This is a genomic window from Rhizobium sp. TH2 (genome assembly GCF_024707525.1).
Classification (GTDB): domain Bacteria; phylum Pseudomonadota; class Alphaproteobacteria; order Rhizobiales; family Rhizobiaceae; genus Rhizobium_E.
On record NZ_CP062231.1, the window covers coordinates 13,215 to 39,169 of the forward strand.

The 25,955-nt window shown below is 61.6% G+C and carries 26 protein-coding genes and 1 pseudogene; 12 read left to right on the top strand and 15 right to left on the bottom strand.

Going from position 1 to position 25,955, the window contains the following annotated elements:
• The first annotated feature begins 94 nt into the window (after positions 1 to 94).
• On the top strand, positions 95 to 919 hold the full coding sequence (locus tag IHQ71_RS00090; protein WP_258159848.1) for a bifunctional allantoicase/(S)-ureidoglycine aminohydrolase: 825 nt from the start codon (positions 95 to 97) through the stop codon (positions 917 to 919).
• Between the two features lie 10 nt (positions 920 to 929).
• Here the strand turns inward: IHQ71_RS00090 and IHQ71_RS00095 are convergent, their stop codons facing one another.
• The 5 genes from IHQ71_RS00095 to IHQ71_RS00115 form a co-directional block, all read right to left on the bottom strand.
• Positions 930 to 1,319, bottom strand: a complete 390-nt coding sequence (locus IHQ71_RS00095) for a type II toxin-antitoxin system VapC family toxin (protein ID WP_258159849.1) — start codon at positions 1,317 to 1,319, stop codon at positions 930 to 932.
• Positions 1,306 to 1,581: an AbrB/MazE/SpoVT family DNA-binding domain-containing protein gene (locus IHQ71_RS00100; RefSeq protein ID WP_258159850.1), complete on the bottom strand. Its 276-nt coding sequence runs from the start codon at positions 1,579 to 1,581 to the stop codon at positions 1,306 to 1,308. The genes IHQ71_RS00095 and IHQ71_RS00100 overlap by 14 nt, the downstream gene beginning before the upstream one ends.
• 93 nt (positions 1,582 to 1,674) lie before the next feature.
• Entirely contained in the window at positions 1,675 to 3,237 is a 1,563-nt protein-coding gene (gene guaA, locus IHQ71_RS00105; protein ID WP_258159851.1) for a glutamine-hydrolyzing GMP synthase, read from the bottom strand.
• A 72-nt stretch (positions 3,238 to 3,309) separates the two neighbouring features.
• Positions 3,310 to 3,960 carry a 5'-methylthioadenosine/S-adenosylhomocysteine nucleosidase gene (locus IHQ71_RS00110; protein WP_258159852.1) on the bottom strand — a complete coding sequence of 217 codons (651 nt, stop codon included), beginning with the start codon at positions 3,958 to 3,960 and terminating at the stop codon, positions 3,310 to 3,312.
• On the bottom strand, positions 3,957 to 4,403 hold the full coding sequence (locus IHQ71_RS00115; RefSeq protein ID WP_258159853.1) for a PaaI family thioesterase: 447 nt from the start codon (positions 4,401 to 4,403) through the stop codon (positions 3,957 to 3,959). The genes IHQ71_RS00110 and IHQ71_RS00115 overlap by 4 nt, the downstream gene beginning before the upstream one ends.
• A gap of 148 nt (positions 4,404 to 4,551) precedes the next feature.
• Here IHQ71_RS00115 and IHQ71_RS00120 point away from each other — a divergent pair, with 148 nt between their 5' ends.
• Complete coding sequence (locus tag IHQ71_RS00120) at positions 4,552 to 5,496, top strand: AEC family transporter (RefSeq protein WP_258159854.1); 945 nt, start codon at positions 4,552 to 4,554, stop codon at positions 5,494 to 5,496.
• Between the two features lie 3 nt (positions 5,497 to 5,499).
• Here IHQ71_RS00120 and IHQ71_RS00125 read toward each other — a convergent pair whose 3' ends face one another.
• From IHQ71_RS00125 to lptC, 7 genes and pseudogenes are all read right to left on the bottom strand, one after another.
• The gene (locus IHQ71_RS00125; protein ID WP_258159855.1) at positions 5,500 to 6,177 is read right to left on the bottom strand and encodes a glutathione S-transferase family protein; all 678 of its coding nucleotides are present in this window, start codon (positions 6,175 to 6,177) and stop codon (positions 5,500 to 5,502) included.
• A gap of 35 nt (positions 6,178 to 6,212) precedes the next feature.
• The gene (gene ptsN / locus IHQ71_RS00130) at positions 6,213 to 6,674 is read right to left on the bottom strand and encodes a PTS IIA-like nitrogen regulatory protein PtsN (protein ID WP_258159856.1); all 462 of its coding nucleotides are present in this window, start codon (positions 6,672 to 6,674) and stop codon (positions 6,213 to 6,215) included.
• An 80-nt stretch (positions 6,675 to 6,754) separates the two neighbouring features.
• Positions 6,755 to 7,327, bottom strand: coding sequence for a ribosome hibernation-promoting factor, HPF/YfiA family (gene hpf / locus IHQ71_RS00135; protein WP_258159857.1), 573 nt, complete (start codon positions 7,325 to 7,327; stop codon positions 6,755 to 6,757).
• Between the two features lie 418 nt (positions 7,328 to 7,745).
• A complete protein-coding gene (gene rpoN, locus IHQ71_RS00140; RefSeq protein WP_258159858.1) occupies positions 7,746 to 9,266 on the bottom strand; it encodes an RNA polymerase factor sigma-54 in 1,521 nt (506 codons plus the stop codon).
• 177 nt (positions 9,267 to 9,443) lie between these two features.
• Positions 9,444 to 10,178, bottom strand: a pseudogene (gene lptB, locus IHQ71_RS00145) (LPS export ABC transporter ATP-binding protein); the annotation flags it as partial.
• An 81-nt stretch (positions 10,179 to 10,259) separates the two neighbouring features.
• Complete coding sequence (locus IHQ71_RS00150; protein ID WP_258159859.1) at positions 10,260 to 10,790, bottom strand: LptA/OstA family protein; 531 nt, start codon at positions 10,788 to 10,790, stop codon at positions 10,260 to 10,262.
• A 9-nt stretch (positions 10,791 to 10,799) separates the two neighbouring features.
• Complete coding sequence (gene lptC / locus IHQ71_RS00155) at positions 10,800 to 11,480, bottom strand: LPS export ABC transporter periplasmic protein LptC (RefSeq protein ID WP_258159860.1); 681 nt, start codon at positions 11,478 to 11,480, stop codon at positions 10,800 to 10,802.
• Between the two features lie 180 nt (positions 11,481 to 11,660).
• On the opposite strand from lptC, the gene sppA reads away from it, so the two are divergent.
• From sppA to IHQ71_RS00170, 3 genes are all read left to right on the top strand, one after another.
• Positions 11,661 to 12,617: a signal peptide peptidase SppA gene (sppA, locus tag IHQ71_RS00160; RefSeq protein WP_258159861.1), complete on the top strand. Its 957-nt coding sequence runs from the start codon at positions 11,661 to 11,663 to the stop codon at positions 12,615 to 12,617.
• 32 nt (positions 12,618 to 12,649) lie between these two features.
• On the top strand, positions 12,650 to 12,955 hold the full coding sequence (locus IHQ71_RS00165; RefSeq protein ID WP_258159862.1) for an integration host factor subunit beta: 306 nt from the start codon (positions 12,650 to 12,652) through the stop codon (positions 12,953 to 12,955).
• A gap of 75 nt (positions 12,956 to 13,030) precedes the next feature.
• Entirely contained in the window at positions 13,031 to 13,369 is a 339-nt protein-coding gene (locus IHQ71_RS00170) for a LapA family protein (RefSeq protein WP_258159863.1), read from the top strand.
• Between the two features lie 2 nt (positions 13,370 to 13,371).
• Here the strand turns inward: IHQ71_RS00170 and IHQ71_RS00175 are convergent, their stop codons facing one another.
• Positions 13,372 to 13,869, bottom strand: coding sequence for a carbon monoxide dehydrogenase subunit G (locus IHQ71_RS00175; RefSeq protein WP_258159864.1), 498 nt, complete (start codon positions 13,867 to 13,869; stop codon positions 13,372 to 13,374).
• An 80-nt stretch (positions 13,870 to 13,949) separates the two neighbouring features.
• Between IHQ71_RS00175 and IHQ71_RS00180 the strand changes: the two genes are divergently transcribed.
• From IHQ71_RS00180 to IHQ71_RS00200, 5 genes are all read left to right on the top strand, one after another.
• Positions 13,950 to 15,107, top strand: coding sequence for a class I SAM-dependent methyltransferase (locus IHQ71_RS00180; RefSeq protein ID WP_374989934.1), 1,158 nt, complete (start codon positions 13,950 to 13,952; stop codon positions 15,105 to 15,107).
• Positions 15,104 to 15,955, top strand: a complete 852-nt coding sequence (locus tag IHQ71_RS00185; protein ID WP_258159866.1) for an RNA methyltransferase — start codon at positions 15,104 to 15,106, stop codon at positions 15,953 to 15,955. The genes IHQ71_RS00180 and IHQ71_RS00185 overlap by 4 nt, the downstream gene beginning before the upstream one ends.
• Positions 15,955 to 16,449 (top strand): signal peptidase II, encoded by a 495-nt coding sequence (gene lspA / locus IHQ71_RS00190; RefSeq protein ID WP_258159867.1) that lies wholly within the window; start codon positions 15,955 to 15,957, stop codon positions 16,447 to 16,449. The genes IHQ71_RS00185 and lspA overlap by 1 nt, the downstream gene beginning before the upstream one ends.
• Positions 16,450 to 16,508: 59 nt before the next feature.
• Complete coding sequence (locus IHQ71_RS00195) at positions 16,509 to 18,473, top strand: hybrid sensor histidine kinase/response regulator (protein WP_258159868.1); 1,965 nt, start codon at positions 16,509 to 16,511, stop codon at positions 18,471 to 18,473.
• A gap of 94 nt (positions 18,474 to 18,567) precedes the next feature.
• Positions 18,568 to 19,446, top strand: coding sequence for a GNAT family N-acetyltransferase (locus IHQ71_RS00200; protein ID WP_308737889.1), 879 nt, complete (start codon positions 18,568 to 18,570; stop codon positions 19,444 to 19,446).
• Between the two features lie 101 nt (positions 19,447 to 19,547).
• On the opposite strand, the gene IHQ71_RS00205 is transcribed toward IHQ71_RS00200, so the two are convergent.
• Entirely contained in the window at positions 19,548 to 19,724 is a 177-nt protein-coding gene (locus IHQ71_RS00205) for a hypothetical protein (protein WP_258159869.1), read from the bottom strand.
• Between the two features lie 117 nt (positions 19,725 to 19,841).
• On the opposite strand from IHQ71_RS00205, the gene IHQ71_RS00210 reads away from it, so the two are divergent.
• Positions 19,842 to 20,765, top strand: coding sequence for a LysR substrate-binding domain-containing protein (locus tag IHQ71_RS00210; protein ID WP_258159870.1), 924 nt, complete (start codon positions 19,842 to 19,844; stop codon positions 20,763 to 20,765).
• A gap of 8 nt (positions 20,766 to 20,773) precedes the next feature.
• Here IHQ71_RS00210 and IHQ71_RS00215 read toward each other — a convergent pair whose 3' ends face one another.
• The gene (locus IHQ71_RS00215; protein WP_258159871.1) at positions 20,774 to 23,056 is read right to left on the bottom strand and encodes an NADP-dependent malic enzyme; all 2,283 of its coding nucleotides are present in this window, start codon (positions 23,054 to 23,056) and stop codon (positions 20,774 to 20,776) included.
• A 148-nt stretch (positions 23,057 to 23,204) separates the two neighbouring features.
• Here IHQ71_RS00215 and mutS point away from each other — a divergent pair, with 148 nt between their 5' ends.
• Positions 23,205 to 25,916 (top strand): DNA mismatch repair protein MutS, encoded by a 2,712-nt coding sequence (gene mutS / locus IHQ71_RS00220; RefSeq protein WP_258159872.1) that lies wholly within the window; start codon positions 23,205 to 23,207, stop codon positions 25,914 to 25,916.
• The last annotated feature ends 39 nt before the right edge of the window (positions 25,917 to 25,955 follow it).

The window sequence follows — 25,955 nt, forward strand, 5'->3', positions numbered from 1 at the left end:
CGAATATCGATACATCGACACGACGTGCCATCGCGGCGGTCTGACGCTGTCGCTGGCGCGACGATGATACGCAAAATACTTCGCGGAGTGCAAAGTGACAAAGCCAAACTACTACGCGCCGAAAGGCGGCTCGCCGGCGCAGACGGAACTGCTCACCGGCCGCGCGGTCTTCACCGAGGCCTATGCGGTGATTCCGAAGGGCGTGATGATGGATATCGTCACCAGCTACCTGCCCTTCTGGAGCGGCACGCGTCTCTGGATCATCGCCCGCCCGCTCTCCGGCTTTGCCGAGACCTTCTCGCAATACATCATGGAGGTCGCCCCAGGCGGCGGCAGCGAGCAGGCGGAACCGGATCCGCATGCCGAGGGTGTGCTTTTCGTCATGGAAGGCGAAGTCACGATCGAACTGGCGGGAATGTCCCACGTTCTCGCACCCGGCGGCTATGCCTTCCTGCCGCCCTCGTCGGGTTGGCGGCTTCAAAACCGCGGATCGGTTGCGGCCCGCTTTCACTGGATCCGCAAGACCTATGAGGCCGTTCCGGGTCTGGATATTCCGGAACCGATCTTCACCAACGAGCGGGATATCGCCCCGACGCCGATGGCGGGTACGGAAGGCAAGTGGGCGACGACCCGCTTCGTCGATCCCCTCGACCTTCGCCACGACATGCATGTCACGATCGTCACCTTCGAACCCGGCGCCATCATCCCCTTCGCCGAAACCCATGTGATGGAACACGGCCTCTATGTGCTCGAAGGCAAGGCGGTCTATCGGCTGAACCAGGACTGGGTGGAAGTCGAGGCCGGCGACTTCATGTGGCTGCGCGCGTTCTGCCCCCAGGCCTGCTATGCGGGGGGGCCGGGGAAGTTTCGGTATCTGCTGTACAAGGATGTCAACCGGCACATGAAGCTGGGGCGATAGGGGTGCGGCCTCAGGCTTCGCGAACTTCCGTGCGGCCGATTGCCTGCGCGGCCTTCACGAATTTGCGATCGAAGGTGACGAATGCTTCACAGTGCGCGGATTTGCCAAGGTGCAGGGCATCGGCAAAGTCCATGCCCTCTTCCATAGTGTCGAGCGTCTTGGCAACGATGGCTGCATCGTCCACGATCACCGTTTCCAGTCCGCCGAAAGCCCGCAAGGCGCGGGCGACATCGGGTCCACGATAGCCGTACGTGCTACGCAGCACCCACTCGACTTCCAGGATGACGGTGACAGCCGCAAACACGGCCTGACCGTCGATAATCTCTCGAGCGCGCGGTGACTGGACCGGATGATCGCCCGTCAGGTATCGGATGATGAGATTGGTATCAATCGCGATCATGGCGGCGGCGGGCTTCGGCTACGACGCCCTCATCCATCTCTTCCAAGGTCTTTGGGGCTCCGTGGTGGGGAAGCATGCCGAACACGTCCTCCGGCCGCGTCACCGGGAAAACAGGGGCTTGCTTCAAAAGCACGCCATCCGGCGTATCTTCTACGATAAGTCTCGTGCCAGCCTCCCAATCCCGCCGCTCGCGGATTGCTTTCGGCAGGATCACCTGACCCTTGGTCGAGACGACTGTTGTGGGGTTTTCAGCCTGAACCATCAAAGCACTTCCTGTGGGTAAGGCGCGGGTAAGATACCTGCTGTAACCCGAAAATTCAAGACGTGCCCTGATAATATCCGCCGCCTCGCAGATTCACTCCCACTCGATCGTGCCGGGCGGCTTGCTCGTCACGTCGTACACGACCCTATTGATCCCGCGCACCTCGTTGATGATCCGCGTCGCGGCGCGGCCGAGGAAGTTCATGTCGTAGTGGTAGAAATCCGCCGTCATGCCGTCCACAGAAGTAACCGCGCGCAGCGCGCAGACGAATTCGTAGGTGCGGCCGTCGCCCATCACGCCGACGGTCTGGACCGGAAGCAGCACGGCGAAGGCCTGCCAGATCTTGTCGTAGAGGCCCGCCTTGCGGATCTCGTCGAGATAGACGGCGTCGGCTTCGCGCAGGATTTCGAGCTTCTCGCGGGTTATGCCGCCGGGGCAGCGGATCGCCAGGCCCGGGCCGGGGAAGGGGTGGCGACCGATGAAGCTCTCGGGCAGGCCGAGCTCCTTGCCGAGTACGCGGACTTCGTCCTTGAAGAGTTCGCGCAACGGTTCGACAAGCTGCATGTTCATGCGCGCGGGCAGACCGCCAACATTGTGATGCGACTTGATGGTGACCGATGGGCCGCCGGAATAGGAGACGCTTTCGATCACATCGGGATAGAGCGTGCCCTGGGCGAGGAATTCCGCGCCACCGAGCTTCTTGGCCTCTTCCTCGAAGACCTCGATGAACAGCCGGCCAATGGTCTTGCGCTTCTTCTCGGGGTCGCTCTCACCTTCCAGCGCATTGATGAACATGTCGGACGCATCGACATGGATCAGATGCAGATTGTAGTGCTCACGGAACATGGCGACGACGTCGCGCGCCTCGTTCTTGCGCATCAGGCCGTGATCGACCAGCACGCAGGTCAGCTGGTCGCCGATCGCTTCGTGGATGAGAAGGGCTGCGACCGAGGAATCGACGCCGCCTGAAAGCGCGCAGAGCACGCGGCCGTCGCCGACCTGGTTGCGGATCGCCTCGACGGCACGGGCGCGATAAGCCGACATGGTCCAATCAGCAGGAATGCCGGCGATCTTGTGAACGAAGTTCGAGAGCAGCTTGGCGCCGTCGGGCGTATGGACCACTTCGGGGTGGAACATCGTCGTGTAGTAGCGCTTCGCCTCGTTGACGGTGATCGCGAAAGGCGCGTTTTCCGACACGCCGATGACCTCGAAGCCCTCGGGCGCGCGAGTGACGCGGTCGCCATGGCTCATCCAGACCGGATATTTCTTGCCGACTTCCCAGACGCCGTCGAACAGCGGACTGGCTTTCAGGATCTCCACATCGGCACGTCCGAATTCGCGGGCATGGCCGCCTTCGACCTGGCCGCCGAGCTGGATCGCCGTGGTCTGCTGGCCGTAGCAGATAGCGAGGATCGGCAGGCCGGAATCGAACACCACCTGCGGCGCCCGTGGGCTGCCTTCATCGAGCACCGAATGCGGGCTGCCCGACAAGATCACCGCTTTGGGGCGCAGCCTGTGGAAGGCCTCTTCGGCGGACTGGAAGGGAATGACTTCGGAATAGACGCCTGCCTCGCGCACGCGCCGGCCGATGAGCTGAGTCACCTGGCTGCCGAAATCCACGATGAGAACGGTATCGGAATGAGCTGTCTGGGTCATGTCGGGCCTATAAAGAAGGAAAGCCCTGATGGCAACGGGGGAGAAGCGAGAATCCCCGCATAATCCGGCAGGTCAGCTATGAGGAAATCCGCCGAGTGTGCCGCTCTCGATCGCCGTGATCATGGCGTTGACGACATCGGCGAGTTTCTCGTCGATGACATGGAGATACTCGGTCCAGTCATTGATATGGCTGACCTCGGCCTTGCCATCGGAAATGCCGCGCAACCCGATCAGTGGAATGCTGAAATTCATGCAGGCGCGGAGAATGGCGAATGTCTCCATCTCGACCATGTCAGCGTCGATTGTCTGGTAGGCTGCGCCGGATACGACATTGGCGCCGGTCGAAAGCGTGGCCTGTTTGACGCCGGGAATGCGGATATCGAGCGGCAGGACCGCCGGCAGATCGAGGAACGGCGTGGTGCCCTTGGGAAATCCGAATGCGGAGGCATCCATGTCGCGGTAGGAGACGGATGTGGCCTGATAGACCTCTGCCTGTTCGAGGGTCGCGGAACCGGCCGAACCGAGCGAGACGACCAAATCGGGCTTGCGGCCATCGAGTACAAGGCCTGCCAGCGTCGCGGTCAGTTGCACGGCCGCCTCTACCGGCCCGACACCTGTCATGACCGGCGAGAACAGCGCCTTGAGATGCGGACCATATTCGGCCTCGGCCGCCATCACGAACAGCACGGCCTTGTCGCCGATGAGCTTCAGGCGGTCGCTCATCCGCGTATGTCCTCGCGGCCGCGCAGGGCCATCTTGGTGCCGGTCATCGAGGCGATAAGCTTGGCCGGGCCGTCGCCGATCGCATAGGCGCGACCGTCCGCGACGATGATGTTGGAGCCAGGCTTGGTGATCTCGCCGCGAAACAGGAAGCGGTCACCCTTGCCAGGCGAGAGCAGATTGACCTTGAATTCGATGGTGAGGATCGAAACATCGGGCTCGATCATCGTATAGGCGGCATAGGTGCAGGCGGCATCGAGCGCCGCCGAAATCACGCCCGCATGCAGGAAGCCGTGCTGCTGGGTCAGGTCCGGCCGGTAGGACAGCTCGATCTCCACTATGCCCTGCTGGATACGGGTCAGTTCCGCACCGAGCAGCGCCATCGCGCCCTGGTTGGCGAAGGACGTCCTTATCCGTTCCCTGAAATCGTGATCCTGATGGTCCATGCGTGTTCCCTTCGCGCTTGCGAAATTGCCACTCCCGTGACGCCTTCACAAGCATCGCCATTCATTTTCCTGAGATAAATTGTCTTTGCCGTACCATAGCGTACGATGCGGGCTTGATACCGGCGTCGGGGCGCGTAAGACCGGCGAAATGTTCGACGTCGCCCTCAATGTCCTGCCGATCTTCCTGATGATCCTCATCGGCTGGGCTGTCGTAGCCTCCGGTTACTTGAAGCCAGAAGCGGGGATCGCGCTTTCCGAGTTCGTCTTCAAGCTGGCAGTACCCGTGCTGATCTTCCGGACCCTCGCGGAAGCGGATTTCCACGGCGCCTTTCCGGTACGGCTGTGGATCGCCTATTTCGCGGGCGTGGCGGTGACCTGGGCCGTGGGTCACATCATCGCCTCGCAGCTTTTCCGTACCGACCAGCGCACGGCGACGGTTGCCGGCGTGTCCGCCGCCTTCGCCAACAATGTTTTCATCGGCCTGCCGCTGGTCGATCGTCTCGTTGGACCAAAGGGCATGGTGGCGGTCTCGATCCTGCTTGCGGTTCATCTGCCCATCATGATGGTGGCGAGTTCTCTATTGATCGAACGGGCGGAACGGCGCGACATCGGCAAGCAATCCGAGGGGTGGTACGCACTCTTCCGCTATCTCGGGCTCAATCTCAGCCGCAATCCGCTGGTCTTCGGTGTCCTGGGCGGCATAATCTGGCATTTCTCGGGCATTCCACTCACCGGCGTGCCGAAGATCGTCGCCGACCAGCTGGCGGCCGTCGCAGCACCCGCGGCATTGCTTTCACTCGGCATGGCTATGCGGCGCTACGGCCTGGGCGGCAATGCGGCGCTCGCCTCGTCATCGTCGGTGCTGAAGCTCTTTCTGCTTCCTGCCTGCGTACTGGTTTTCTCAAAACTTCTGGGACTGAGCCACGAATGGCAGGCGGCGCTTGTGCTGACCTCGTCCGTGCCAACCGGCATCAATGCCTGGTTGATCGCGGCGCAATTCAGGACGGCCGAAAAGCTCGCAGCCTCCACCATCACCCTGACGACGGGTTTTGGCGTGTTGACGGTGATGTTCTGGGCCTGGATGGTGGGCTGACGATCAGCCCAGAAATCGTGCCGGAATGGCTTCGTTGAACGGAAAATACTGGAAGTAGGGCCGCGCTTCCTCGATGACCCGTGCCACCGACGGCCGGGTCATCAGCCGGTCGAAATAGGTTGCGAGGTTGGGATAGGCCGCCGTGAAGGGATGCACGCATTCGGCATAGAACAGCGCGGGTGCCGCCGAGCAGTCCGCCATGCTGAAATCGGCGCCGGCAGCCCATTGGCCGGACGCGAGCTGCTTCTCCAGCATCTCATAGGCGGTGTCGAGATTGTTGCGCGCTTCGATGACGCCGTAATCATCGGTCATATCGGCGGGTCGCAAACGGTTGCCGACGATTTTCTGCATGGGCGTCGAGACGTAGAGGTCGAAGAACCGGTCCCAGAGCCTCACTTCGCGCGCCGCGTCGGGATCGTCGGGAATGAACCTGATCGCGCCCGGACGGAACTGGTCGAGATATTCGATGATGATGGTCGTCTCGGGCACGATCACATTGCGCGTGACGTCCTTGATGACGGGAAACTTGCCCACGGGCCAGGCGGCGACCAGTTCGGCGCTCGATTCCTCGCTCGCCAGATCGACATGCCGGGGTTCGAATTCGGTGCCGTTCTCGTAGAGCGGAATCAGCACCTTGTGGCAATAGGAGGCGAGCGGATGGTAATAAAGGATCAATGACACCGGCCGGTCCCTCCGGAGGCGGTGATGGGGCTGGATCAGGCCGCGGAGGCCTGCTCCTGATTGAGGCATGCGTCGATGGCAGGCACGGTCTCGGAAGACCTGAGCCGCGCCACCAGATCCTGGTCGCGGAGCGCGCGCGCGATCCGGGAGAGTGCCTTGAGATGATCGGCGCCGGCGCCTTCGGGCGCGAGCAGCATGAAGACGAGATCGACGGGCTGGTCGTCGAGAGCTTCGAAATCGACAGGCGTCTCGAGTCTCGCGAACACGCCGATGATCTTGTTCAGCGCTTTGAGCTTGCCATGCGGAATGGCGATGCCGCCACCGACGCCGGTCGAGCCGAGGCGCTCGCGCTGGAGCACGACGTCGAAGATTTCACGCTCGGAGATTCCGGTGAGTTTGGAGGCGTTGGCCGCAAGTTCTACCAGTAATTGCTTCTTCGTATGTGCACGGAGCGCCGGGATAATCCCTTCCGGCTGCAGAATGTCCGCCAAAGCCATTCATCTTGTCCTTTTTCGGCCCGGTATGCTCGGACCGGCGTCAACCGCCGGTCCTGTTTCGAATATGCGTCGCCGGCTTGTCAGCCTTTGATATTGGCGGAATCGATCCAGCCGATATTACCGTCATTGCGGCGATATACAATATTGAGCTCTGACGTGCCCGGCTTGCGGAACATCAGCATCGGCTCATCCGTCATGTCGAGCGCCATCACGGCGGTCGCGACGGTCATGGTGGCGAGCTTCTTGGTCGTCTCGGCGACGATTGCCGGCGCGAAGTTCTCGGCGACGTCTTCTTCTTCGTCGGAAACGGAGTCGAGCACGGTATAGGCGATTTCGGTCGCCGCCCGGTTTTCGCCGTGATGATGGTCGCGGAGCTTGCGCTTGTAGCGGCGCAGACGCTTTTCGATGCGTTCGAAGGCACTTTCAAAGGCGACCTGCGGATCGTTGGCCTTGCCTTCGGCATGGAGATTGGCACCGGAATCAAGATGTATCTTGCAATCAGCACTGAACCGCGAGCCGGCCTTTTCCACGAGCACCTGGCTTGAGAAGCCGCCGTCGAAATATTTTCCGATCGCCTCGTGAATCTGCCCGGTTATCCGGGTTCTGAACGAATCGCCGATGTCCATATGCTTGCCGGTCACACGCACACTCATGGTGTTATCCTTCCTGCAGTCGAAGTTTCGAAGTCCTCATAGTTCCCTACGCGCCCGGGGCGGACCCGGATCCCGGGCGAATGCCACGACTTGGACGATATGGATCTTGTTTACCGGCATTGAAGACCTCTCCCGGTCTTGAAGAACCGGCTGCCCTCGACCTGATCACCAAGTGCGATCACAAACATCGAAATGCAGTCTATGCTAACCTGTTCCCTGTTCCAAGAGTTCTCTTTTGCCGCCGGACCGACGCCACACGCGTTTCTTTCCCGGCTTTTTCGGCTGCGAGCCTCCTGATGAGCGCGGCCTCTTAAGCACGACCCTCGCGGAAGTCAAGGGGCGGAAATTGAATGTTAATATTTAAGGGAAGCTGTATTCACGCGATGATTGCCATGGAAATGCGAGCGTTCCGGCTGTTTCAGCCGGCATGGACCTTTGCCATGGCGCGCTTTTCGCGCCTTCGTTGTACCGAAGACGGAATGTTCATTGCTTCCCGATACTTGGCGACTGTGCGCCTGGCGATCTCGATGCCTCCGGCCTTCAGCGATTCCACGATATCGTCATCGGAAAGCACGCCTTCGGCGACCTCGTCGGAGATCATCGAACGGATGCGATGGCGCACGGATTCAGCCGAATGCGCATCGCCTCCTTCCACAGCCGCGATCGATACCGTGAAGAAATATTTCAGTTCGAACAGCCCGCGGGGGGTCAGCATGTACTTGTTGGATGTCACCCGGCTGACGGTCGATTCGTGCATCTTGATCGCATCGGCGACGGTTTTGAGGTTGAGCGGCCTGAGGTGATCGATGCCGTTGGCGAGGAAAGCATCCTGTTGCCGGACGATCTCGCTCGCCACCTTCATGATGGTCTTGGCCCGCTGGTCGAGACTGCGGGTCAACCAACTCGCATTCTGCAGGCATTCCGAGAGGAACGCGTGGTCGCTCTCCTGTTTCGAAGCGGCATTGGCGACGCTGAGATAGTAGTTCTGGTTGACCAGCACACGGGGCAGGGTCTCGGGATTGAGTTCGATCGTCCAGCCACCGTCGGGTGCTGCCTGCACGATGACATCGGGATTGATCGACTCGGACACCGATGCCTCGAAACCACTGCCCGGCTTGGGGTCGAGCGCGCGGATTTCGGCCAGCATCTCGATCAGGTCTTCCTCATCGACGCCGCAGAGTTTCTTGAGCGTCTGAAAATCCCGCCGCGCCAGCAATTCGAGATTGGCGATCAACGCCTGCATCGCTGGATCGAACCTGTCGCGGCTCCTGAGCTGGATCGCCAGGCACTCGCTCAGCGAGCGTGCGAATACACCGGGGGGATCGAGGAGCTGCAGTTTTGCCAGCACGGCCTCGATTGCGTCCCGCCCCTTGCCAAGCGCGAAAGCCACTTCATCGAGGTCATGGTGGATATAGCCGGAATCGTCGAGCAGATCCGTGAGATAGCGGGCTATGAATATATCGACAGGGTCATGCAGCGTGAACGGTATCTGCTGGCCGAGATGTTCCTTCAAGGTCACCTGGCCGGCGACGAAATCGTCGAGATCGTAGGCCTCGCCGCTTTCGCCCAGGCTGCCCGGCATCGATTTCCACTGTGACAGCAGCTCGGGTGCATCGGCTTTGCGCGGACCGGCATCGTCCTGATAGACATTCTCGAAACCGCCATCGAGCGCTTCGCTCAGCCGTTCAGTCTGGCTGCTCGGGCCATAATTCTCCGCTTCGCCGTCGTCGCCCTGGCGCTCGTGACTGTGGCCTTCATGCGGAAAATCGCCGTCTTCCGGGCCATTGAGCTCGAGCAGGGGGTTCTTTTCGACTTCGGTGGCGATGAACTGGTTGAGTTCGAGATGCGTCATCTGCAGCAGCTGGATGGATTGCATCAGCTGCGGTGTCATGACCAGCGACTGGGTCTGTCGCAGGAAAAGGCTGGCGGACAAAGCCATGGCGGACGCTGAACTCCCTCGAGGCGATGAATGCCGGGCTGCCGGAGGGCCTCGAAACCGCAAGATTTCGAAACTGGCCCAAAAATTGCTTGACCAGAAATCGCCCATTGAACCAATTGGGTCAAGGGAAAATAGCAATTTGGGTAAAATTCGCGACATGAAAGCGGCGCGGTTAGGCTACAGGCTGAAATTGTCGCCGAGATAGAGCCGGCGCACATCGGCATTGCTGACGATATCGGAGGCACGGCCATGCGTCAGCACTTCGCCTTCGTGGATGATATAGGCGCGGTCGATCAGGCCCAGCGTCTCGCGGACATTGTGGTCGGTGATCAACACGCCGATTCCACGCCGGGTCAGGTGGCGCACAAGGTTCTGGATGTCGGCGACCGATATCGGATCGACACCGGCAAAGGGCTCGTCGAGCAGCATGAAGGCGGGATCGGTCGATAGGGCGCGGGCGATTTCGAGCCGGCGCCGCTCACCGCCGGACAGTGCCACGGCCGGCGAGTTCTTGAGATGGGTGATGGAGAACTCGGCGAGCAGCGATTCGAGCTTGTGCTCGCGCGCTTCCTTGTTCTTCTCTCGCAGTTCCAGCACGGCGCGAAGGTTCTGCTCGACCGTCAGGCCGCGAAAGATCGAGGCTTCCTGCGGCAGGTAGCCGACACCGAGCCGCGCCCGCTGGTACATCGGCATCCAGGTCACGTCGTTGCCGTCGATCTCGATCCTGCCCTGGTCCACCGGAATAAGGCCGGTGATCATGTAGAAACAGGTCGTCTTGCCGGCGCCGTTCGGGCCGAGCAGCCCGACGGCCTCGCCGCGCCGGACGACCAGCGACACGCCATTGACGACGCGCCGCGAGCGATAGGATTTGGTGATGCCGCGGGCGATCAGCGTGCCTTCGTAGCGCGCCTGCTGGGACGCATCCCTGGGAACGGCATGGCTCCCGGCCATATCAGCGGCGGACGTGATGAATGGTACTTTCAAGGGTGAAAATCAGTTCTTCTTGGACTGCGGATCGATCAGGATCTTCACCCGCTTGCCGCAACTGCCGAGATTGGCGAGGCCGCTCTTCATCTGCACCGTCAGCTTGCAGCCTGTGAAGACATTGCCGCCTTCCGAGAGAACGACAGGATTGCCGTTGAGCACGAGGACTTCGCTGATCATGTTGAAGCTGCCGGTGTCGGCCGTCGCCTTCTGCGTCGCCGAGGCCAGCTTTACGCTGCCGGACACTTCGATGCGGTCGATATCGCCGCCGCCGGCAGCGATCGATTTCGTGCCGGTCTTGTAATAGACGGTCATGTGGGTTGCCTGCAACGTCATCTGCCCCTGGGCCACCTTCACATTGCCGTCGAAGAGTGCCTTCTTTTCCTGCTCGCGGATTTCGAGATTGTCGCTCTCGATCTGGATAGGCTTGTCGTTGCTGAGCGCGAGGCCGGTGGATGTGGTCTGGGCGTGGCTGGTCGCGACGCCGAGCGTGAGAAGTGCCGTTGCGGCTAGGCAGGCCGAATAACGAAAAGCGCGCATGGGCGTCCCTTATTGATTGCTCGTTGATTTGACATCTGCGGCGGTGCGCCGGACGGCGGTCGGCTCGACCACCATGCGGACATTGCCCTTGAAATTCATGATCCTGCCCTTATCCGTTATCTTGAGGCTGTTCGCAACAAGCGTCGCGCCTTTTGCCGTGATGGAAACCGGATCGTCCGATGTCATCAGGCCGCCCTTGACGTCGAGATGAGCAGACTGGAATGCAGCCCTGAGGCCGGAGGAGAGGGTGACTTCGAACGGTGAAGTCATATCGAGCCGGTCGGTGTCGCGATCGAATTTCGCGCCTGATGCCTTGATATGTGCCACGAGATCGCCCCTGATGGGCACCGCCGCATCGATATCCTGCAGTTCGATATCGCTGGGATTGATGATCGCCTGCAGCGCGCGCCGGGCATTCATGAAGTAGCTGATGCCATCCTCGTTGCGGCCGGAAATGGCGGGCTTCTCCATCACCACGCGGCCGTCCTCGATCTTGGCGCCTGAGATGGTAAGGTTTGCCGGAAACATCGTGCGCACCCACGATACCGCGACAAAGGCCAGCGAGATGATTACCGCCAGCACGGGCAGCATCACTTTCAGCCGGCGCACGCGTCCCGAATGCCTGATCGCCCTGCCATAAAGGCTGGCCGGGCTTTGCCGGGAGAGGGAAAGGGGTGCGCGTATGTCCATTAAAGATCCCGTGGCGCGTATGCCGCAGCCTTCGCTTCCACACATAGGAAAATCATCACGAAAAAACAATGCGTGATAGGTCGCGTTAGAAACTTCGGCGATGTGTTGCTTCGCTGCTGTTTCTTTCCGGTGTCACAAGCGCTATTCCATGTGGCCAAATCCTTGATCGAGAGTGTTTTCATGGCCTATATCGATATCGCCGAAAGGCGCCAGTTGCGCCGCAAGCTGACCTTCTGGCGCGTCGCCGCGTTTCTCATCATCGCGGCGGCCATCGCGTTGGTCTGGTCCGCGCTATGGGGCGGCGACGTCGGCAAGGCACGCGACCACATTGCCCGCGTCAAGATTTCAGGCCTGATCCAGGACGATGCCGAGCTTCTGGAGCGGCTGGACACGATCGCGAAGAACGACTCCGTCAAGGGACTGATCGTCTCCATCGCCTCGCCGGGCGGCACGACCTATGGCGGCGAAGTGATCTACAAGGCGATCCGCAAGGTGGCCGAGAAGAAGCCGGTTGTGTCCGACGTGCGTACGCTTGCGGCATCCGCCGGCTACATGATCGCCATCGGCGGCGATCATATCGTGGCCGGCGATACGTCGATTACCGGTTCCATCGGTGTGATCTTCCAGTACCCGCAGGTCAAGAACCTGCTCGACAAGATCGGCGTGTCGCTCGAAGAGATCAAGTCCGCACCGCTGAAGGCCGAGCCGTCGCCGTTCCATTTCCCGCCTCCGGGTGCCAAGGAAGTCATTCAGTCCATGGTCAATGATTCCTTCGACTGGTTCGTGACGCTCGTTTCCCAGCGGCGCGGCATCCCGAAAGCTGAGGCGCTGAAGCTGGCGGATGGCCGCGTGTTCACCGGCCGGCAGGCAAAAACCGCCAAGCTTGTCGACCAGATCGGCGGCATCAAGGAAATCCGCGACTATCTCGTGAGCAAGAAGGTTGGCGCCAATTTGCCCATCGTCGACTGGGAGCCGCAGGACAACGGCTCGCCGTTCTTCCTTGGTGGGCTCGCACAGGACATGGCCGAGGCAGTCGGTTTGGGCTGGCTCTCGAAGGTCGGTTCTCTCAAAAATCTCAGTGAAGACAAGTTGTTGCTTGACGGTATGGTCTCCGTTTGGCAGTTTGATGGGAAATGAACGGGAACTAGAAACCGTCAGAGGGGGCGTTCGTGATCAAGTCAGAGCTGGTACAAATTGTCGCGGCTAAAAACCCGCATCTCTACCATCGCGATGTCGAGAATATCGTCAACGCCGTCCTTGATGAAATCACCGATGCTCTTGCCGGTGGAAACCGCGTCGAATTGCGCGGTTTTGGCGCATTCTCGGTCAAGAACCGGCCGTCCCGTTCGGGCCGCAACCCTCGCACGGGCGACGCGGTCTTCGTCGAGGAGAAATGGGTTCCGTTCTTCAAGACGGGCAAGGAACTCCGCGAGCGCCTCAACCCCGACCTCGCCGACGAGGAAGACGACGACTGATCCGTCACACGGACCGATCTTGATTTGCGGGCGTGAACCGTTCAAAAGCGATCCAGAATTAAGGAGATCGTCCTCATGATGCGTTTCATCAAGCTGATCGTACTGGTTCCGATCGCAATCATTCTGGTGGTTCTGTCGGTCGCCAACCGTCACTTCGTGACGCTCGCGCTCAATCCCTTCCGTCCGGACGATGCGCTTCTGTCGGTCTCGCTGCCGCTCTTCGTCTTCCTGTTCATCGCGCTGATGGCAGGTGTGATCCTGGGCTCGCTGGTAACGTGGTTTGCCCAGGGCAAATACCGCAAGCAGGCGCGCGATGAAGCGCACGAGGCGCGGAAGTGGCGGGAAGAGGCTGGGAAGCAGCGGACACGGGTGGAGGAAATCACCACCCGCAACCTGATCTCAGCTTCGAAGTAAACTTATTCGTCGTCATCAGCCGCAACGGTTGATGTGGCCTTCGCCGCCATCCTGGCACCGCGCTTGGCGGCGAGCTTGTTGAATTTCTTGAAGAATTGCACGGCGAGTTTCTTGGACGAGGAGTCGATCATGCGCGAGCCCAGCATGGCGAGCTTGCCGCCGAACTGCGCCTTGATCTCATAGGTCAGGATCGTCTGGTCGCCTTCCTCGGTCAACTTCACATCCGAGCTTCCCTTGGCGAAACCGGCAATGCCACCCTGGCCTTCCACGACCAGCGTATAGCTCTCGGGCGGATTGAGGTTGGTCAGCGTGATGTCGCCCTTGAAAGTGGTCGAGATCGGGCCGAGCTTGAGCTTGACTGTCGCGGTCAATTCCGTCGGCGACTTGCGTTCGAGCTTTTCGCAATTCGGGATGCATTTGCGCAGAATGCCCGGGGTGTTGAGCGCCTCCCAGACGATCTCTCTTTTCGCGGGAATCCGCTCTTCGCCGGTCATGTCCATTCTTTTTCTCCCATGAAATCTCTCGGGGCCAATTCAATGGCGCTGCCAAAGCGCTTTGCCAAGAGGAATTAGACTGCTATTTGATCCAGCTAATCGCATTATTGAGAAACAAACCATTGGTAAAGAGCAAAAATCACGCGCGGGGCGCGCGTTCCGCGGGCAAAGCAGGCACTGACACCAGCCGACCAGGCATGCGGCGTGACGAGGCGAAGCGCGAGCAGCGGCCGTTGAAGGCAGCCCCTGCCAAGCCGATCGCCGAACGGCCGGCACGCATCCGCGAGGAGAAGTGGGAGAAGGCGAGCGCCACCGTGCCCATTTTCATGCCGCGCCGTGATGGTGACCGGCCCGAGGGCAGGGCGCCCGTGATCCTGGAGACATCAGGCGAACACGGCTATCGGCTTCTCGATACGGGCTTGGGCCTCAAGCTCGAACAATATGGTGATATCCGCGTCGTGCGCCCGGAAGCGCAGGCGCTGTGGCCGAAGGCCCTGCCGGATAGCGAATGGGACGCGGCGGACGCGATCTTCACTGGCGATACCGAGGAAGACGGTGCCGGCCGCTGGCGCTTTCCCCGTGCGGCGCTCGGTGAGACCTGGCCGATGCGGCTGCTCGATGTCAATTTCTTCGGCCGCTTCACCGCCTTCCGCCATGTCGGCGTTTTCCCGGAGCAGATCGTCCATTGGGCGTGGATGATGGATTCTATCAAGGCGCGCGGCGGCAAGCCGAAAGTGCTCAACCTGTTCGGCTATACGGGCGTGGCGTCTCTCGCCGCCGCTGCTGCCGGTGCGGAAGTGACCCATGTCGATGCCTCGAAGAAGGCGATCGGTTGGGGCCGCGAGAACCAGGTGCTGGCCCGCATGACGGAAAAGCCGATCCGCTGGATCTGCGACGACGCGATGAAATTCATCGAGCGCGAACAGCGCCGGGGCAATACCTACGATATCATCCTCACCGACCCGCCCCGCTTCGGCCGGGGGCCGGAAGGCGAGGTCTGGCAACTGTTCGACCATTTGCCCAAGATGCTGGATATCTGCCGCGAGCTGCTCTCGCCCAACGCCATCGGCCTGGTGCTCACGGCCTATTCGATCCGGGCGAGCTTTTACTCCATGCACGAGCTGATGATGGAAACCATGCGCGGCCGTGGCGGCCTGGTCGAGTCGGGCGAACTCATCATCCGCGAAGACGGTGCGGCCGGGCGTGCGCTCTCCACATCACTTTTCAGCCGGTGGACGCAATGACACATGATGACAACGGCCCGCGCCGTCCTGGCCAAGTGAAGGAAATCACCTCGCTCGCCAATCCCATCATCAAGGACATCAAGGCCTTGAGCATGAAGAAGAACCGCGAGGAGAGCGGAACGTTCATGGCCGAGGGGCTGAAGCTGGTGATCGACGCGCTCGAAATGGGCTGGCGGATCGAAACGCTGATGTATTCGAAATCGGCCAAGGACAAGCCGCTGGTCGAGAAGATCGCCGCGAAGACTGTAGCACTCGGCGGGCAGGTGCTCGAAGTCAGCGAGAAGGTGCTTTCCTCGGTGACGCGGCGCGACAATCCGCAGATGGTTGTCGGTATTTTCCACGCGCGCTGGAAGCCGCTGAAGGACATCCGGCCGCAGGTCAATGAGACTTGGCTGGCGCTCGACCGCGTCCGTGACCCAGGCAATCTCGGCACGATCATCCGTACTGCGGATGCCGCCGGTGCGTCAGGCGTGATCCTGGTGGGCGACACGACCGATCCATTTGCGCTGGAAACCGTGCGCGCAACGATGGGCTCTGTCTTCTCGCTGCCCGTCACGCGGACTTCAGTGGCGGATTTCATCAAATGGCAGAAGGCGTCCGGCACGGTCATGATCGCGACGCATCTGAAAGGCGCTGTGGATTACCGCAAGGCGGACTATCGCTCCAAGCCGGTAATCCTGCTGATGGGCAACGAACAGGCGGGCCTGCCGGAAGAATTGGCCGATGCCGCCGACATACGCGTGCGCATTCCCCAGCAGGGTCGGGCGGATTCGCTGAACCTCGCCGTCGCCACCGGTGTCATGCTGTTCGAGGCGCGCCGGCACCTTCTGAATCTGGACGGACAGTGATGATTCCAGCGCCTCTTTTTTCCCGCCCACCCGTCGCGGTGGCCTTCATCCTTGTCGCCGTCGCGCTCGATCAGTGGATCAAATATCTGGTCGAGGTGCATCTCCCTTTTCAGGAGATAGTGCCGGTGGTTCCGTATCTGGCGCTCTACCGTACCTGGAACGAGGGCGTCGCGTTTTCCTTCCTGTCCGGCATGAGCGGATGGGCGATCATCGTCATGCGGCTGGCGATTGTCGCCTTCATTCTCTGGTGGTGGCGGACATCGCGGGCCCATTCGCTCGTCCATCTCGGCTTCTGCATGGTGATCGCGGGTGCGGTCGGCAACATCATCGACCGTTTCATATATGGACACGTGGTGGACTATGTGCTGTTCCATACCCAGACATGGTCCTTCGCGGTGTTCAATCTGGCCGATAGCCTGATCACTGTAGGCGCTGTGTTGATCGGCCTTTGCGAGCTTTTTCTGATCCGAAAAGAGCCTGATAAGGCCGGGTGACGGTTCGTTAAGCAACTACCGCAAGCCTTTCGAAAGCCCCGCCATGATACACTTGTGCCATGAGCGAGCCCAGGAAATTGCAGGATCGTGTCGCCTCCGCGTTCGAGCGATCGGCTGCCCGCGCCGATTCGCGGGCGTATACGGGCGGTGACCTGCTCGCATCCATCCATGACGCGCTCGGCGATATGACGCTCTGCCGCAGTCTGGAGGGCGTGATCCGTTCCTCCAACCAGACGTTTCGGGATTTCGCCGGCGCGCCTCAACCGGAGGGCCGCACATGCGCGGAGCTCGGCATCGTGTTCGAAGCCGGCCCGGTCCCCCATTGCTATGATGTAGAATTCACCCGGGATGGCCGCACGAGGACATTCCTCTGGCACGATGTCGTGACCCGCGATGCGGTGGTCGGCGGCCTCGTCGTCCAGTCCATCGCCCGCGACGTGACCGACGAACGGCGGGAAGCCGCGCGACGCGAGGAAGCCCGTGCCCGCGCGGAGGAGGAAAGCCTCCTCAAGTCGCGCCTCATCGCCACGGTCAGCCACGAAATCCGTACGCCGCTCAGCGGTCTGTTGGGCATGGGTCAATTGCTTGCCGGCACACGCCTGACGGCGGAGCAGAAAAATTATCTCGAGGGCGTCCGCCAGTCCGGCACCGCACTGGTGCAACTGGTGGAAGACCTGCTGGATTTCTCGACACTCGCCGCCGGCCGCTTCCACCTGCGGCCTCGGCTCGAGCCAATCCGGCCGCTGGTCGAAAGCGTCGTCGAAATGCTCTCCAGCCGCGCCCATGCGAAAGGCATCGAGATCGCTGCCACCATATCGCCCGATGTGCCGGAGGTGCTGGAGTTCGACCCGGCCCGTTTCCGCCAGGTGCTCTACAACGTCATCGGCAACGCCGTGAAGTTCACCGAGACCGGTGGCGTGCTCGTTGGCGTCGATCGGGCTGACGGCGCGCTGGTCGTGAAGGTCCGCGACAGCGGGCCTGGAATGAATGCCGCCGAACTTCAGCGCATATTCGGAGAATTCGAGCAGGGTGACCTGACGCGTGCCCGCGAAGGCGGCGTCGGCCTCGGCCTTGCCATCTCGGCCAGGATCATGACCGAGGCAGGTGGCGCACTTAGCGTCGAAAGCGAATTCGGCAAGGGCAGCACATTCACCATCCGCTTGCCGGTGGATTTCTCCGGCCCGCCCATGCGGAGCGGTTCGGAACTTGCCGGATCGCACGTATTGCTGCTCGCCCCCGAGGGACCGGCGGCGGACGCCATTTCATATTCGCTCAACCGCCTGGGCGCGACCGTGCGCACCGCATCCGATATGGCAGGCACGCGTGCCGCGCTCGATGGGCAGGCTTTCACCGACGTGATCGTAGATCACCGGCTCGACACGGATTTTGCTCAAGCCTTCGCTCGGGATGCGCGGCTTACGCGGACGCGCAAGATATTCCTCGTCAACCCGGAAGCCCGGCCTGAGCAGATGTCCGGCGATGTCTATGACAGCTGGCTGATCCGGCCGCTGCGCGAGCAATCGCTGATCGACGTGCTGACCGGCAGGTTGAGCGGACTCGAACCACGCATGGCCGAGGATAAGGACTTCCCCGTCCTTGCGCCCGAACCGAAGCAGGAGCCCGGGCCTGTTTCTCGCACCGGCCTCTCGGTCATTTTCGGCGAGGACGACCCGGTCAACGCCATGATCGTGCGCGCGATACTGGAACGAGCGGGTCACACGGTGCGCCACGCCAACACTTTCACACAGCTTGAAGTGCTCAGGCGCCAGGGTACTCACGACGTCATCCTCACCGACAATGACATGCCGGGAGGCACCTGCGATGCCTTCATCGATTCGCTTCGCGTGGAAGAAGTGGAGCGCGGCGTTGCGCCCGCGCGGGTCATTGTACTGACCGCCAACGATGCGGCGGATATCCACACCCTGCTTTTGAAAAAAGGCGCCGATCTCGTCCTGCTCAAGCCGGCAACGCCTGAAATGCTTGCCAGCGCCATCGATGCGCTCGCTGTCAAACGTTCGGCGTGATCCCTTTCACGTGATATAACAACCCTTGACTGTCACGCGGGTGTCGTCTTGATGTGGTTATAGACCGGCAAGGCCAACAGGGATTTGTCACGCGATGACATTGGATGTCGCCGAGACCAGAACGGAGAAACCTCGCCCCGCGGAGCGTCGCGCGGCGACGACCCATGATGGGCTTCCCGTGCTGGGCCGCATCGGCTCGCTCGAGACCAGACTTGCGGTGACGCCGCGGGAAATCGAGGCCGCGCAGGTCATCCGCTACCGCGTCTTCGTCGAGGAGATGGGTGCCAGGCTGCCGCCGGAGGCGATGCTCGCCGGCCGCGATTTCGATGCCTTCGATGACATCTGCGATCACCTGATCGTGCTTGATCGGTCGCTCGAAGGCGATGCGCCCGACCAGATCGTCGCGACATACAGGCTGCTGCGCCAGGAAGTCGCCGAGCGGCATTCGGGCTTCTACTCGGCCTCGGAATTCGACATCGCGCCGATGATCGCCCGCCACCCCGGCAAGCAGTTCATGGAGCTCGGCCGATCCTGCGTGCTGGCTCCCTATCGCACGAAGCGTACGGTGGAACTGCTCTGGCAGGGCAACTGGGCCTATGCGCTCAAGCATCGCCTCGACGTGATGTTCGGCTGCGGCTCATTCCCTGGCGCTTTCCCGGAATTCCATGCGCTGGCGCTGTCCTTCCTGCATCACAACACGCTTGCAGATGGCGAATGGGCGGTACACGCCTCGCCCAACCGCTATCGCAACATGGATCTGATGCCGCCCGAAGCAGTCAATCCCAAGCGGGCGCTGATGGCGATGCCGCCGCTGATCAAGGGTTATCTGCGATTGGGCGCTATGGTAGGCGAAGGCGCCGTGGTGGACCATGCATTCGGCACGACGGATGTGCTGGTCGTGCTGCCGGTCGAGAGCATTTCGACGCGTTACCTGAATTATTACGGTGCGGACGCCCAGCGTTTCGCGTCCTGAGTTTGAGTATCAGTTTTACCTGCTGAATATCCAAACCCCAAGCCTTCAGCAGGTCCGGAGCCGCCCGGCTCCGGTATTTTATCGAAGAGTCGATTGGCTCGTCAGGCGCAAGAGCCGCGACCGCCGCTGCGGCGCATGCCGTTCGAGAACGGCAGGTCGGCCAATTCTCGCTGGCTCATGTCCCTGAGCGCCGGGTGCATCAGCGGATCCCTGGGATTGGTGTCGAAGTCCGCCGGGGCAGCCAGCCAGCGCAGCAGGTTTGCAATCAAGTTCAGCATTTCCATACTCCTTTCGAGAGCAGTTGCCGGAAATGGGCCGTTCCGACGCTCTGAATATCGAGCTTTCCGCTGATCAATTCAATTGAGTTTTCCAGCACGCGGCTTTAGAAAAGCTATATGAGGAACCTCAACACCGTGCACATGAACGGTCTTCGGGCGCTCGAAGCCGTGGGGCGGCTCGGCTCCCTGCAGGCTGCGGCGGATGAGCTCGGCGTATCGGTTGGCGCGATCAGCCAGCAGGTGATCAAGACCGAGCTTCAGTTGGGCCACCAGATATTCGAGCGCACCGGCAAGGGGCTGGTGGCGACGGAAATCGGCCTGCCCGTGCTCGCGCGCCTGACCGATGGCATTCAGAAGCTCGCCGAGGCGGTGACGCTGGCGCAACGGCGGGACAACAATTGCCTGACCATCTCGGTGGCGCCCGTCTTCGCCTCGCGCTGGCTGGTGCGCCGGTTCGACAGCTTCGCGCGCGAGCATCCGGAGATAATCCTGAGGATCGACGCCACGATGCGGCTGATCGATCCGGCGTCCTCCGATATCGACCTCGGCATTCGGGTCGGCGAGGGCGATTGGCCCGATGTGAATTCGGAGCTGATCCTGGCACAGGAGGTCTACCCAGTCTGCGCGCCACAGCTCGCCGAGAAGCTCAAGACACCCGCCGACATTCTCTCCATGCCGGCGGTGATCGACGACAGGGCCATGTTCAAATGGGATGTCTGGCTGGACGCGGCAGGGTTGCAAGGTACCGAGATAAGTCAGGGCCACGTCTTCAACGAGGCGTCACTCTGCCTGGACGCGGTCATGGCCGGTCAGGGCGTCATGCTGGCGTGGCAGACGCTGACGGCGGATATGATCGCCGAGGGCCGCCTCGCCGCGCCGTTCAACATCCGCGCCAGGACAGGCTTCGGCCACTATTTCATTACGGCAAAAGGCGTGCGCGACAGCCGCAAGGTCCAGATCTTCAAAGCCTGGCTGAAGCGCGAACTGGCCAAGAGCATGGCCGACCTGCATACGCGACTGGCGGCGTTTAATATGTGCTGATGCGGGGCCTACATCCCCGCATTATACGCCGCGATCGCTGCCATGTTGACAATGTCGCTATCCTTGGCGCCGATCGAGACGATCTGGACGGACTTGTCGAGGCCGACCAGCAATGGCCCGATCACCGTGCAGCCGCCGAGTTCCTGTAGCATCTTGGTCGAGATCGAGGCCGAGTGGAAGGCAGGCATCACGAGCACGTTGGCGGGGCCAGACAATCGGCAGAACGGATATTGCTCCATCACGTCGGCGTTGAGCGCCACGTCGGCGGCCATTTCACCGTCGTACTGGAAATCGACGCGGCGCTTGTCGAGGATCTTCACCGCCTCGCGCACTCGCTCCGAGCGCTCGCCCTCGGGATGGCCGAAGGTGGAATAGGCAAGCATCGCCACGCGGGGTTCATAGCCCAGCCTGCGGGCAACGCCGGCGGCCTCTTCGGCGATTTCCGCGAGCTCTTCGGATGACGGCATGTCGTGCACGGCGGTATCGGCCACCAGCACGGTCCTGCCCCGGCAGAGCGCCAGCGACACGCCGATCACCCGGTGCCCCGGCTTGGCGTCGATGCAGCGCCTGATATCGTCGAGCGCGGTCGAATAGTTGCGTGTCGTGCCGGTCACCATGGCGTCGGCATCGCCCAGCGCCACCATGCAGGCGGCGAAATGGTTGCGATCGGTATTGATCAGCCGTTGCGCGTCGCGCTGCAGGAAGCCCTTCCGCTGCAGGCGCGCGTAGAGATAATCGATATAGGCCTCGCGCTTTTTCGACGTCCTGGCATTGATGAACTCGATGCCGGGCCGGTTGAGATCGATGCCGGCGCGCTCCGCCGTCGCCTGGATGATATCATCGCGGCCGAGCAGGATGGCAGTGCCGAGCTGCTGATTGACGTAGGATATGGCGGCGCGCATGACCTGCTCTTCCTCGGCCTCGGCAAAGACCACGCGCTTGGGGAAGCGGCGGACGCGCTCGTAGATGCGCTGCAGCGTCGAGGCGATCGGGTCGCGCCGTGCCTTCAGGTCGCGGGCATAGCGGTCGAGGTCGGCGATCGGCTTTCGGGCGACGCCCGAATCCATCGCGGCCTTGGCGACAGCCACCGGGATCGAGGAGATCAGGCGCGGATCGAAGGGCACGGGGATGATGTAGTTCGGCCCGAAACGCGGCCGGTTGCCCTGATAGGCGGCGGCGACATCGTCGGGCACGTCTTCCTTGGCGAGCTTGGCAAGCGCGTGGACGGCGGCGATCTTCATATCGTCGTTGATCGTTGAAGCGCGCACGTCTAGTGCGCCACGGAAGATATAGGGAAAGCCCAGAACGTTGTTGACCTGGTTCGGATAGTCCGAGCGGCCAGTCGCCATGATCGCATCGTCGCGGATGCGGGCGACCTCCTCCGGCGTGATTTCCGGATCGGGATTGGCCATGGCGAAGATGATCGGATTACGGGACATCGAGCGAATCATGTCGGCCGACAGCGTGCCCTTGGCGGAGAGACCGAGCACGACATCGGCGCCGTCCATGGCCTCCGCCAGCGTCCGTTTGTCGGTTTTGGCCGCATGCGCCGATTTCCATTGGTTCATGCCCTCGGTGCGGCCTTGATAGACCACGCCCTTGGTGTCGCAGAGGATGACATTTTCGGGATTGAAGCCCATCGCCTTGATCAGTTCGATGCAGGCGATCGCCGCGGCACCCGCGCCATTGCAGACGAGCCTGGTTTTCTTGTAGTCGCGGCCGGTCAGATCAAGCGCGTTGATGAGCCCGGCGGCCGCGATGATTGCCGTGCCATGCTGGTCGTCATGGAAGACCGGAATATCCATGATCTCGCGCAACCGGCTCTCGATCACGAAGCAATCCGGGGCCTTGATATCCTCGAGATTGATGCCACCGAAGGATGGACCCAGAAATCGCACGCAATTGATGAACTCATCGACATTCTCCGTATCGACTTCGAGGTCGATGGAATCAACATCGGCGAATCGCTTGAAGAGGACGGACTTGCCCTCCATAACGGGCTTCGAGGCGAGCGCGCCGAGATTGCCGAGGCCGAGGATCGCCGTGCCGTTGGAGATCACGGCCACCATGTTGCCGCGCGTCGTATAGTCGTAAGCCGTGCTGGGGTCTTCCGCGATCGCCTTGACCGGCTCCGCGACACCCGGCGAATAGGCGAGCGAAAGGTCGCGCTGCGTCGCCATCGGCTTGGTGGGGGTGATTTCCAGCTTGCCCGGGCGTCCGCGCGAATGGAAGTCCAACGCCTCCTGGCGGGTGACGGTGGGCATAGTCCGGTCGGGCTTGTCCGCAGGCATGATTCCTCCCAAATGCTTCCTGTGGGCGCCGTCGTTTTTCGGCGCTCTCGTTATTGTCATTCATGCATGCCGCACCGTAATGTTCAACGCCTTTATGCAGGCTGCGCATTTCTTTTGGTCGGCAGACCAATTCTCAAAAAAGCCAGGTATGACCATCGAAGCCCTGACCGTTACCCAACTCGCCTCGGAGGAAAGCCGCCAGACAGCGACCCCGATGATGGAGCAGTATATCGAGATCAAGGCGACCAATCCGGATAGCCTGCTGTTCTACCGCATGGGCGATTTCTACGAACTGTTCTTCGAGGATGCGCTGGAAGCATCGCGCGCACTGGGTATCACGCTCACCCGGCGCGGACAGCATCTCGGCCAGGATATTCCCATGTGCGGCGTGCCCGTCCACGCGGCCGACGATTATCTGCAGAAGCTCATCGGCTTCGGCTATCGGGTGGCGGTCTGCGAACAGGTCGAGGATCCCGCCGAAGCCAAGAAGCGCGGTGCAAAATCGGTCGTCAAGCGCGATGTGGTGCGGCTCGTCACTCCGGGCACGATCACCGAGGAGAAGCTGCTCAATCCCGGCGACAGCAATTACATGATGGCGCTGTCGCGCATCCGGGGCGGCGAGAAGGTGCAGTACGGGCTCGCCTGGATCGATATCTCGACGGGCGTCTTCCGGCTCGCGGAGACCGAGCTTTCCCGTCTTTTGGCCGATATCCTCAGGATCGATCCCAAGGAATTGATCGTAGCCGATGCAATCTTCCACGATGCCGATCTGCGCTCGATCTTCGATGTGCTGGGCAAGGTCGTCAGTCCACAGCCGGCTGTGCTCTTCGATTCGGCAACGGCGGAAAATCGCATAGCACGCTATTATCGTCTCTCCACACTCGATGGTTTCGGCGGCTTCACACGGCCGGAACTCTCGGCGGGCGCGGCGGCCATCGCCTATGTCGAGAAGACGCAAATCGCGGAACGGCCTGCGCTGGGCGCGCCGGAGCGTGAGAGTTCGGCCTCGACGGTTTTCATCGATCCCGCGACGCGCGCCAATCTTGAACTCATCCGCACGCTGTCGGGGGACCGCAACGGTTCGTTGCTCAAGGCCATCGACCGCACGGTGTCTGGCGGCGGTGCGCGGCTGATCTCGGAACGGCTGATGTCGCCCCTGACGGATCCGGAGCAGATCAACAGGCGGCTCGATTCGATCTCGTTCTTTCTCGATGAGCCAAGGCTGGCGGGTGACGTCCGGCAGGCACTCAGGCACGCGCCGGACATGCCGCGGGCGCTGTCGCGGCTGGCGCTCGATCGCGGCGGTCCGCGCGACCTCGCAACGATCCTGAGCGGCCTCAGGGCGGGGCGGGACATCGCTTCGAGGCTGGTCCAGAACCGGCTTTCGCCAGAGCTTTCCGACGCGTTCCTCGCCCTCGGCATGGTACCGTTTGGGCTGGAGGACCAGTTGAGCGGACTGCTGGCTGAAGAGCTGCCGCTGCTCAAACGCGACGGCGGCTTCGTGCGCGATGGCGCGATCCCTGAACTGGATGAATTGCGCGAACTCCGCGACCAGTCCCGCCGTGTCATTGCCGGCCTGCAGGCCAGCTATTCGGAGGAGACCGGCGTCAAGTCGCTGAAGATCAAGCACAACAATGTGCTCGGTTATTTCATCGAACTGACCTCGGGCACCGCAGGCGTGATGACCGCGAGCCCCGAAATGCGCGCCCGCTTCATCCATCGCCAGACCAATGCGAACGCCATGCGCTTCACCACGGTCGAGCTGTCGGATCTTGAAAGCCGGATCGCCAATGCGGCCGAACAGGCGCTGGTGTTCGAACTGGAAGCCTTCGACACGATGCGCGAGGCGGTCATCGCCGCCGGCGAGGAAATCAAGAAGGCGGCGTCGGCGCTTGCCGTGCTCGATGTGTCGGTGGCGCTTGCGGTCCTCGCCGATGAGCAGGCCTATTGCCGGCCGCATGTCGATGCCTCGCTGGATTTCGCGATCGAGGGTGGGCGCCATCCGGTGGTCGAGCAGGCGCTGCGCAAGGCGACTGCCAATCCCTTCGTCGCCAACAATTGCGATCTCTCGCCCGCAGGCGGTGGCAAGAATGGCGGCATCTGGCTGCTGACCGGCCCAAACATGGGCGGTAAATCGACCTTCCTGCGCCAGAACGCGCTGATCGCGATCATGGCGCAGATGGGTTCCTTCGTGCCCGCCATCGAGGCACGGATCGGCTGCGTCGATCGCCTGTTCAGCCGTGTCGGCGCATCCGACGATCTGGCGCGGGGCCGATCGACTTTCATGGTCGAGATGGTCGAGACGGCTGCCATCCTCAACCAGGCCACGCCGCGTTCGCTGGTCATTCTCGACGAGATCGGGCGTGGCACGGCCACCTTCGACGGTCTGTCGATCGCCTGGGCGGCGGTCGAGCACCTGCACGAGGTTAATCGCTGCCGGTCGCTCTTCGCTACCCATTTCCACGAGCTGACCGTGCTATCCGAGAAGCTGGAGCGTATGTCCAACGCCACGATGCGGGTCAAGGAATGGGACGGCGAGGTGGTGTTCCTGCACGAAGTCGGGCCGGGAGCGGCCGATCGCTCTTATGGAATCCAGGTCGCGCGGCTCGCCGGACTGCCGGCATCGGTCGTCTCCCGCGCCCGTGAGGTGCTTGACCTGCTGGAAGATGCGGACCGCAAGAACCCGGCCGCCAAGCTGATCGATGACCTGCCGCTGTTCCAGGCCGCCGTACGGCGCGAAGAGCCGAGAGCATCCAGGTCCTCGAAGGTCGAGGAAGGCTTGCGGGAACTGAACCCTGACGAGATGACACCGCGCGACGCGATGGATGCGCTTTACGCGCTGAAGAAACTTCTCGGCTGAATCCTGTATTTGAAAAAGCCTCAATCAGATGATTGCAGC

Coding starts and splice junctions, on each gene's coding strand:
- IHQ71_RS00170 (WP_258159863.1), top strand. CDS start 13,031: ATGATGCGTTTCATCAAGCTGATCGTACTGGTTCCGATCGCAATCATT.
- hpf (WP_258159857.1), bottom strand. CDS start 7,327: ATGAGTGTGCGTGTGACCGGCAAGCATATGGACATCGGCGATTCGTTC.
- IHQ71_RS00185 (WP_258159866.1), top strand. CDS start 15,104: ATGACACATGATGACAACGGCCCGCGCCGTCCTGGCCAAGTGAAGGAA.
- rpoN (WP_258159858.1), bottom strand. CDS start 9,266: ATGGCTTTGTCCGCCAGCCTTTTCCTGCGACAGACCCAGTCGCTGGTC.
- IHQ71_RS00195 (WP_258159868.1), top strand. CDS start 16,509: ATGAGCGAGCCCAGGAAATTGCAGGATCGTGTCGCCTCCGCGTTCGAG.
- IHQ71_RS00210 (WP_258159870.1), top strand. CDS start 19,842: ATGAGGAACCTCAACACCGTGCACATGAACGGTCTTCGGGCGCTCGAA.
- lspA (WP_258159867.1), top strand. CDS start 15,955: ATGATTCCAGCGCCTCTTTTTTCCCGCCCACCCGTCGCGGTGGCCTTC.
- sppA (WP_258159861.1), top strand. CDS start 11,661: ATGGCCTATATCGATATCGCCGAAAGGCGCCAGTTGCGCCGCAAGCTG.
- IHQ71_RS00205 (WP_258159869.1), bottom strand. CDS start 19,724: ATGCTGAACTTGATTGCAAACCTGCTGCGCTGGCTGGCTGCCCCGGCG.
- IHQ71_RS00175 (WP_258159864.1), bottom strand. CDS start 13,869: ATGGACATGACCGGCGAAGAGCGGATTCCCGCGAAAAGAGAGATCGTC.
- ptsN (WP_258159856.1), bottom strand. CDS start 6,674: ATGGCTTTGGCGGACATTCTGCAGCCGGAAGGGATTATCCCGGCGCTC.
- IHQ71_RS00215 (WP_258159871.1), bottom strand. CDS start 23,056: ATGCCTGCGGACAAGCCCGACCGGACTATGCCCACCGTCACCCGCCAG.
- guaA (WP_258159851.1), bottom strand. CDS start 3,237: ATGACCCAGACAGCTCATTCCGATACCGTTCTCATCGTGGATTTCGGC.
- IHQ71_RS00095 (WP_258159849.1), bottom strand. CDS start 1,319: ATGATCGCGATTGATACCAATCTCATCATCCGATACCTGACGGGCGAT.
- IHQ71_RS00100 (WP_258159850.1), bottom strand. CDS start 1,581: ATGGTTCAGGCTGAAAACCCCACAACAGTCGTCTCGACCAAGGGTCAG.
- IHQ71_RS00200 (WP_308737889.1), top strand. CDS start 18,568: ATGACATTGGATGTCGCCGAGACCAGAACGGAGAAACCTCGCCCCGCG.
- IHQ71_RS00150 (WP_258159859.1), bottom strand. CDS start 10,790: ATGCGCGCTTTTCGTTATTCGGCCTGCCTAGCCGCAACGGCACTTCTC.
- lptC (WP_258159860.1), bottom strand. CDS start 11,480: ATGGACATACGCGCACCCCTTTCCCTCTCCCGGCAAAGCCCGGCCAGC.
- IHQ71_RS00120 (WP_258159854.1), top strand. CDS start 4,552: ATGTTCGACGTCGCCCTCAATGTCCTGCCGATCTTCCTGATGATCCTC.
- IHQ71_RS00115 (WP_258159853.1), bottom strand. CDS start 4,403: ATGGACCATCAGGATCACGATTTCAGGGAACGGATAAGGACGTCCTTC.
- IHQ71_RS00110 (WP_258159852.1), bottom strand. CDS start 3,960: ATGAGCGACCGCCTGAAGCTCATCGGCGACAAGGCCGTGCTGTTCGTG.
- mutS (WP_258159872.1), top strand. CDS start 23,205: ATGACCATCGAAGCCCTGACCGTTACCCAACTCGCCTCGGAGGAAAGC.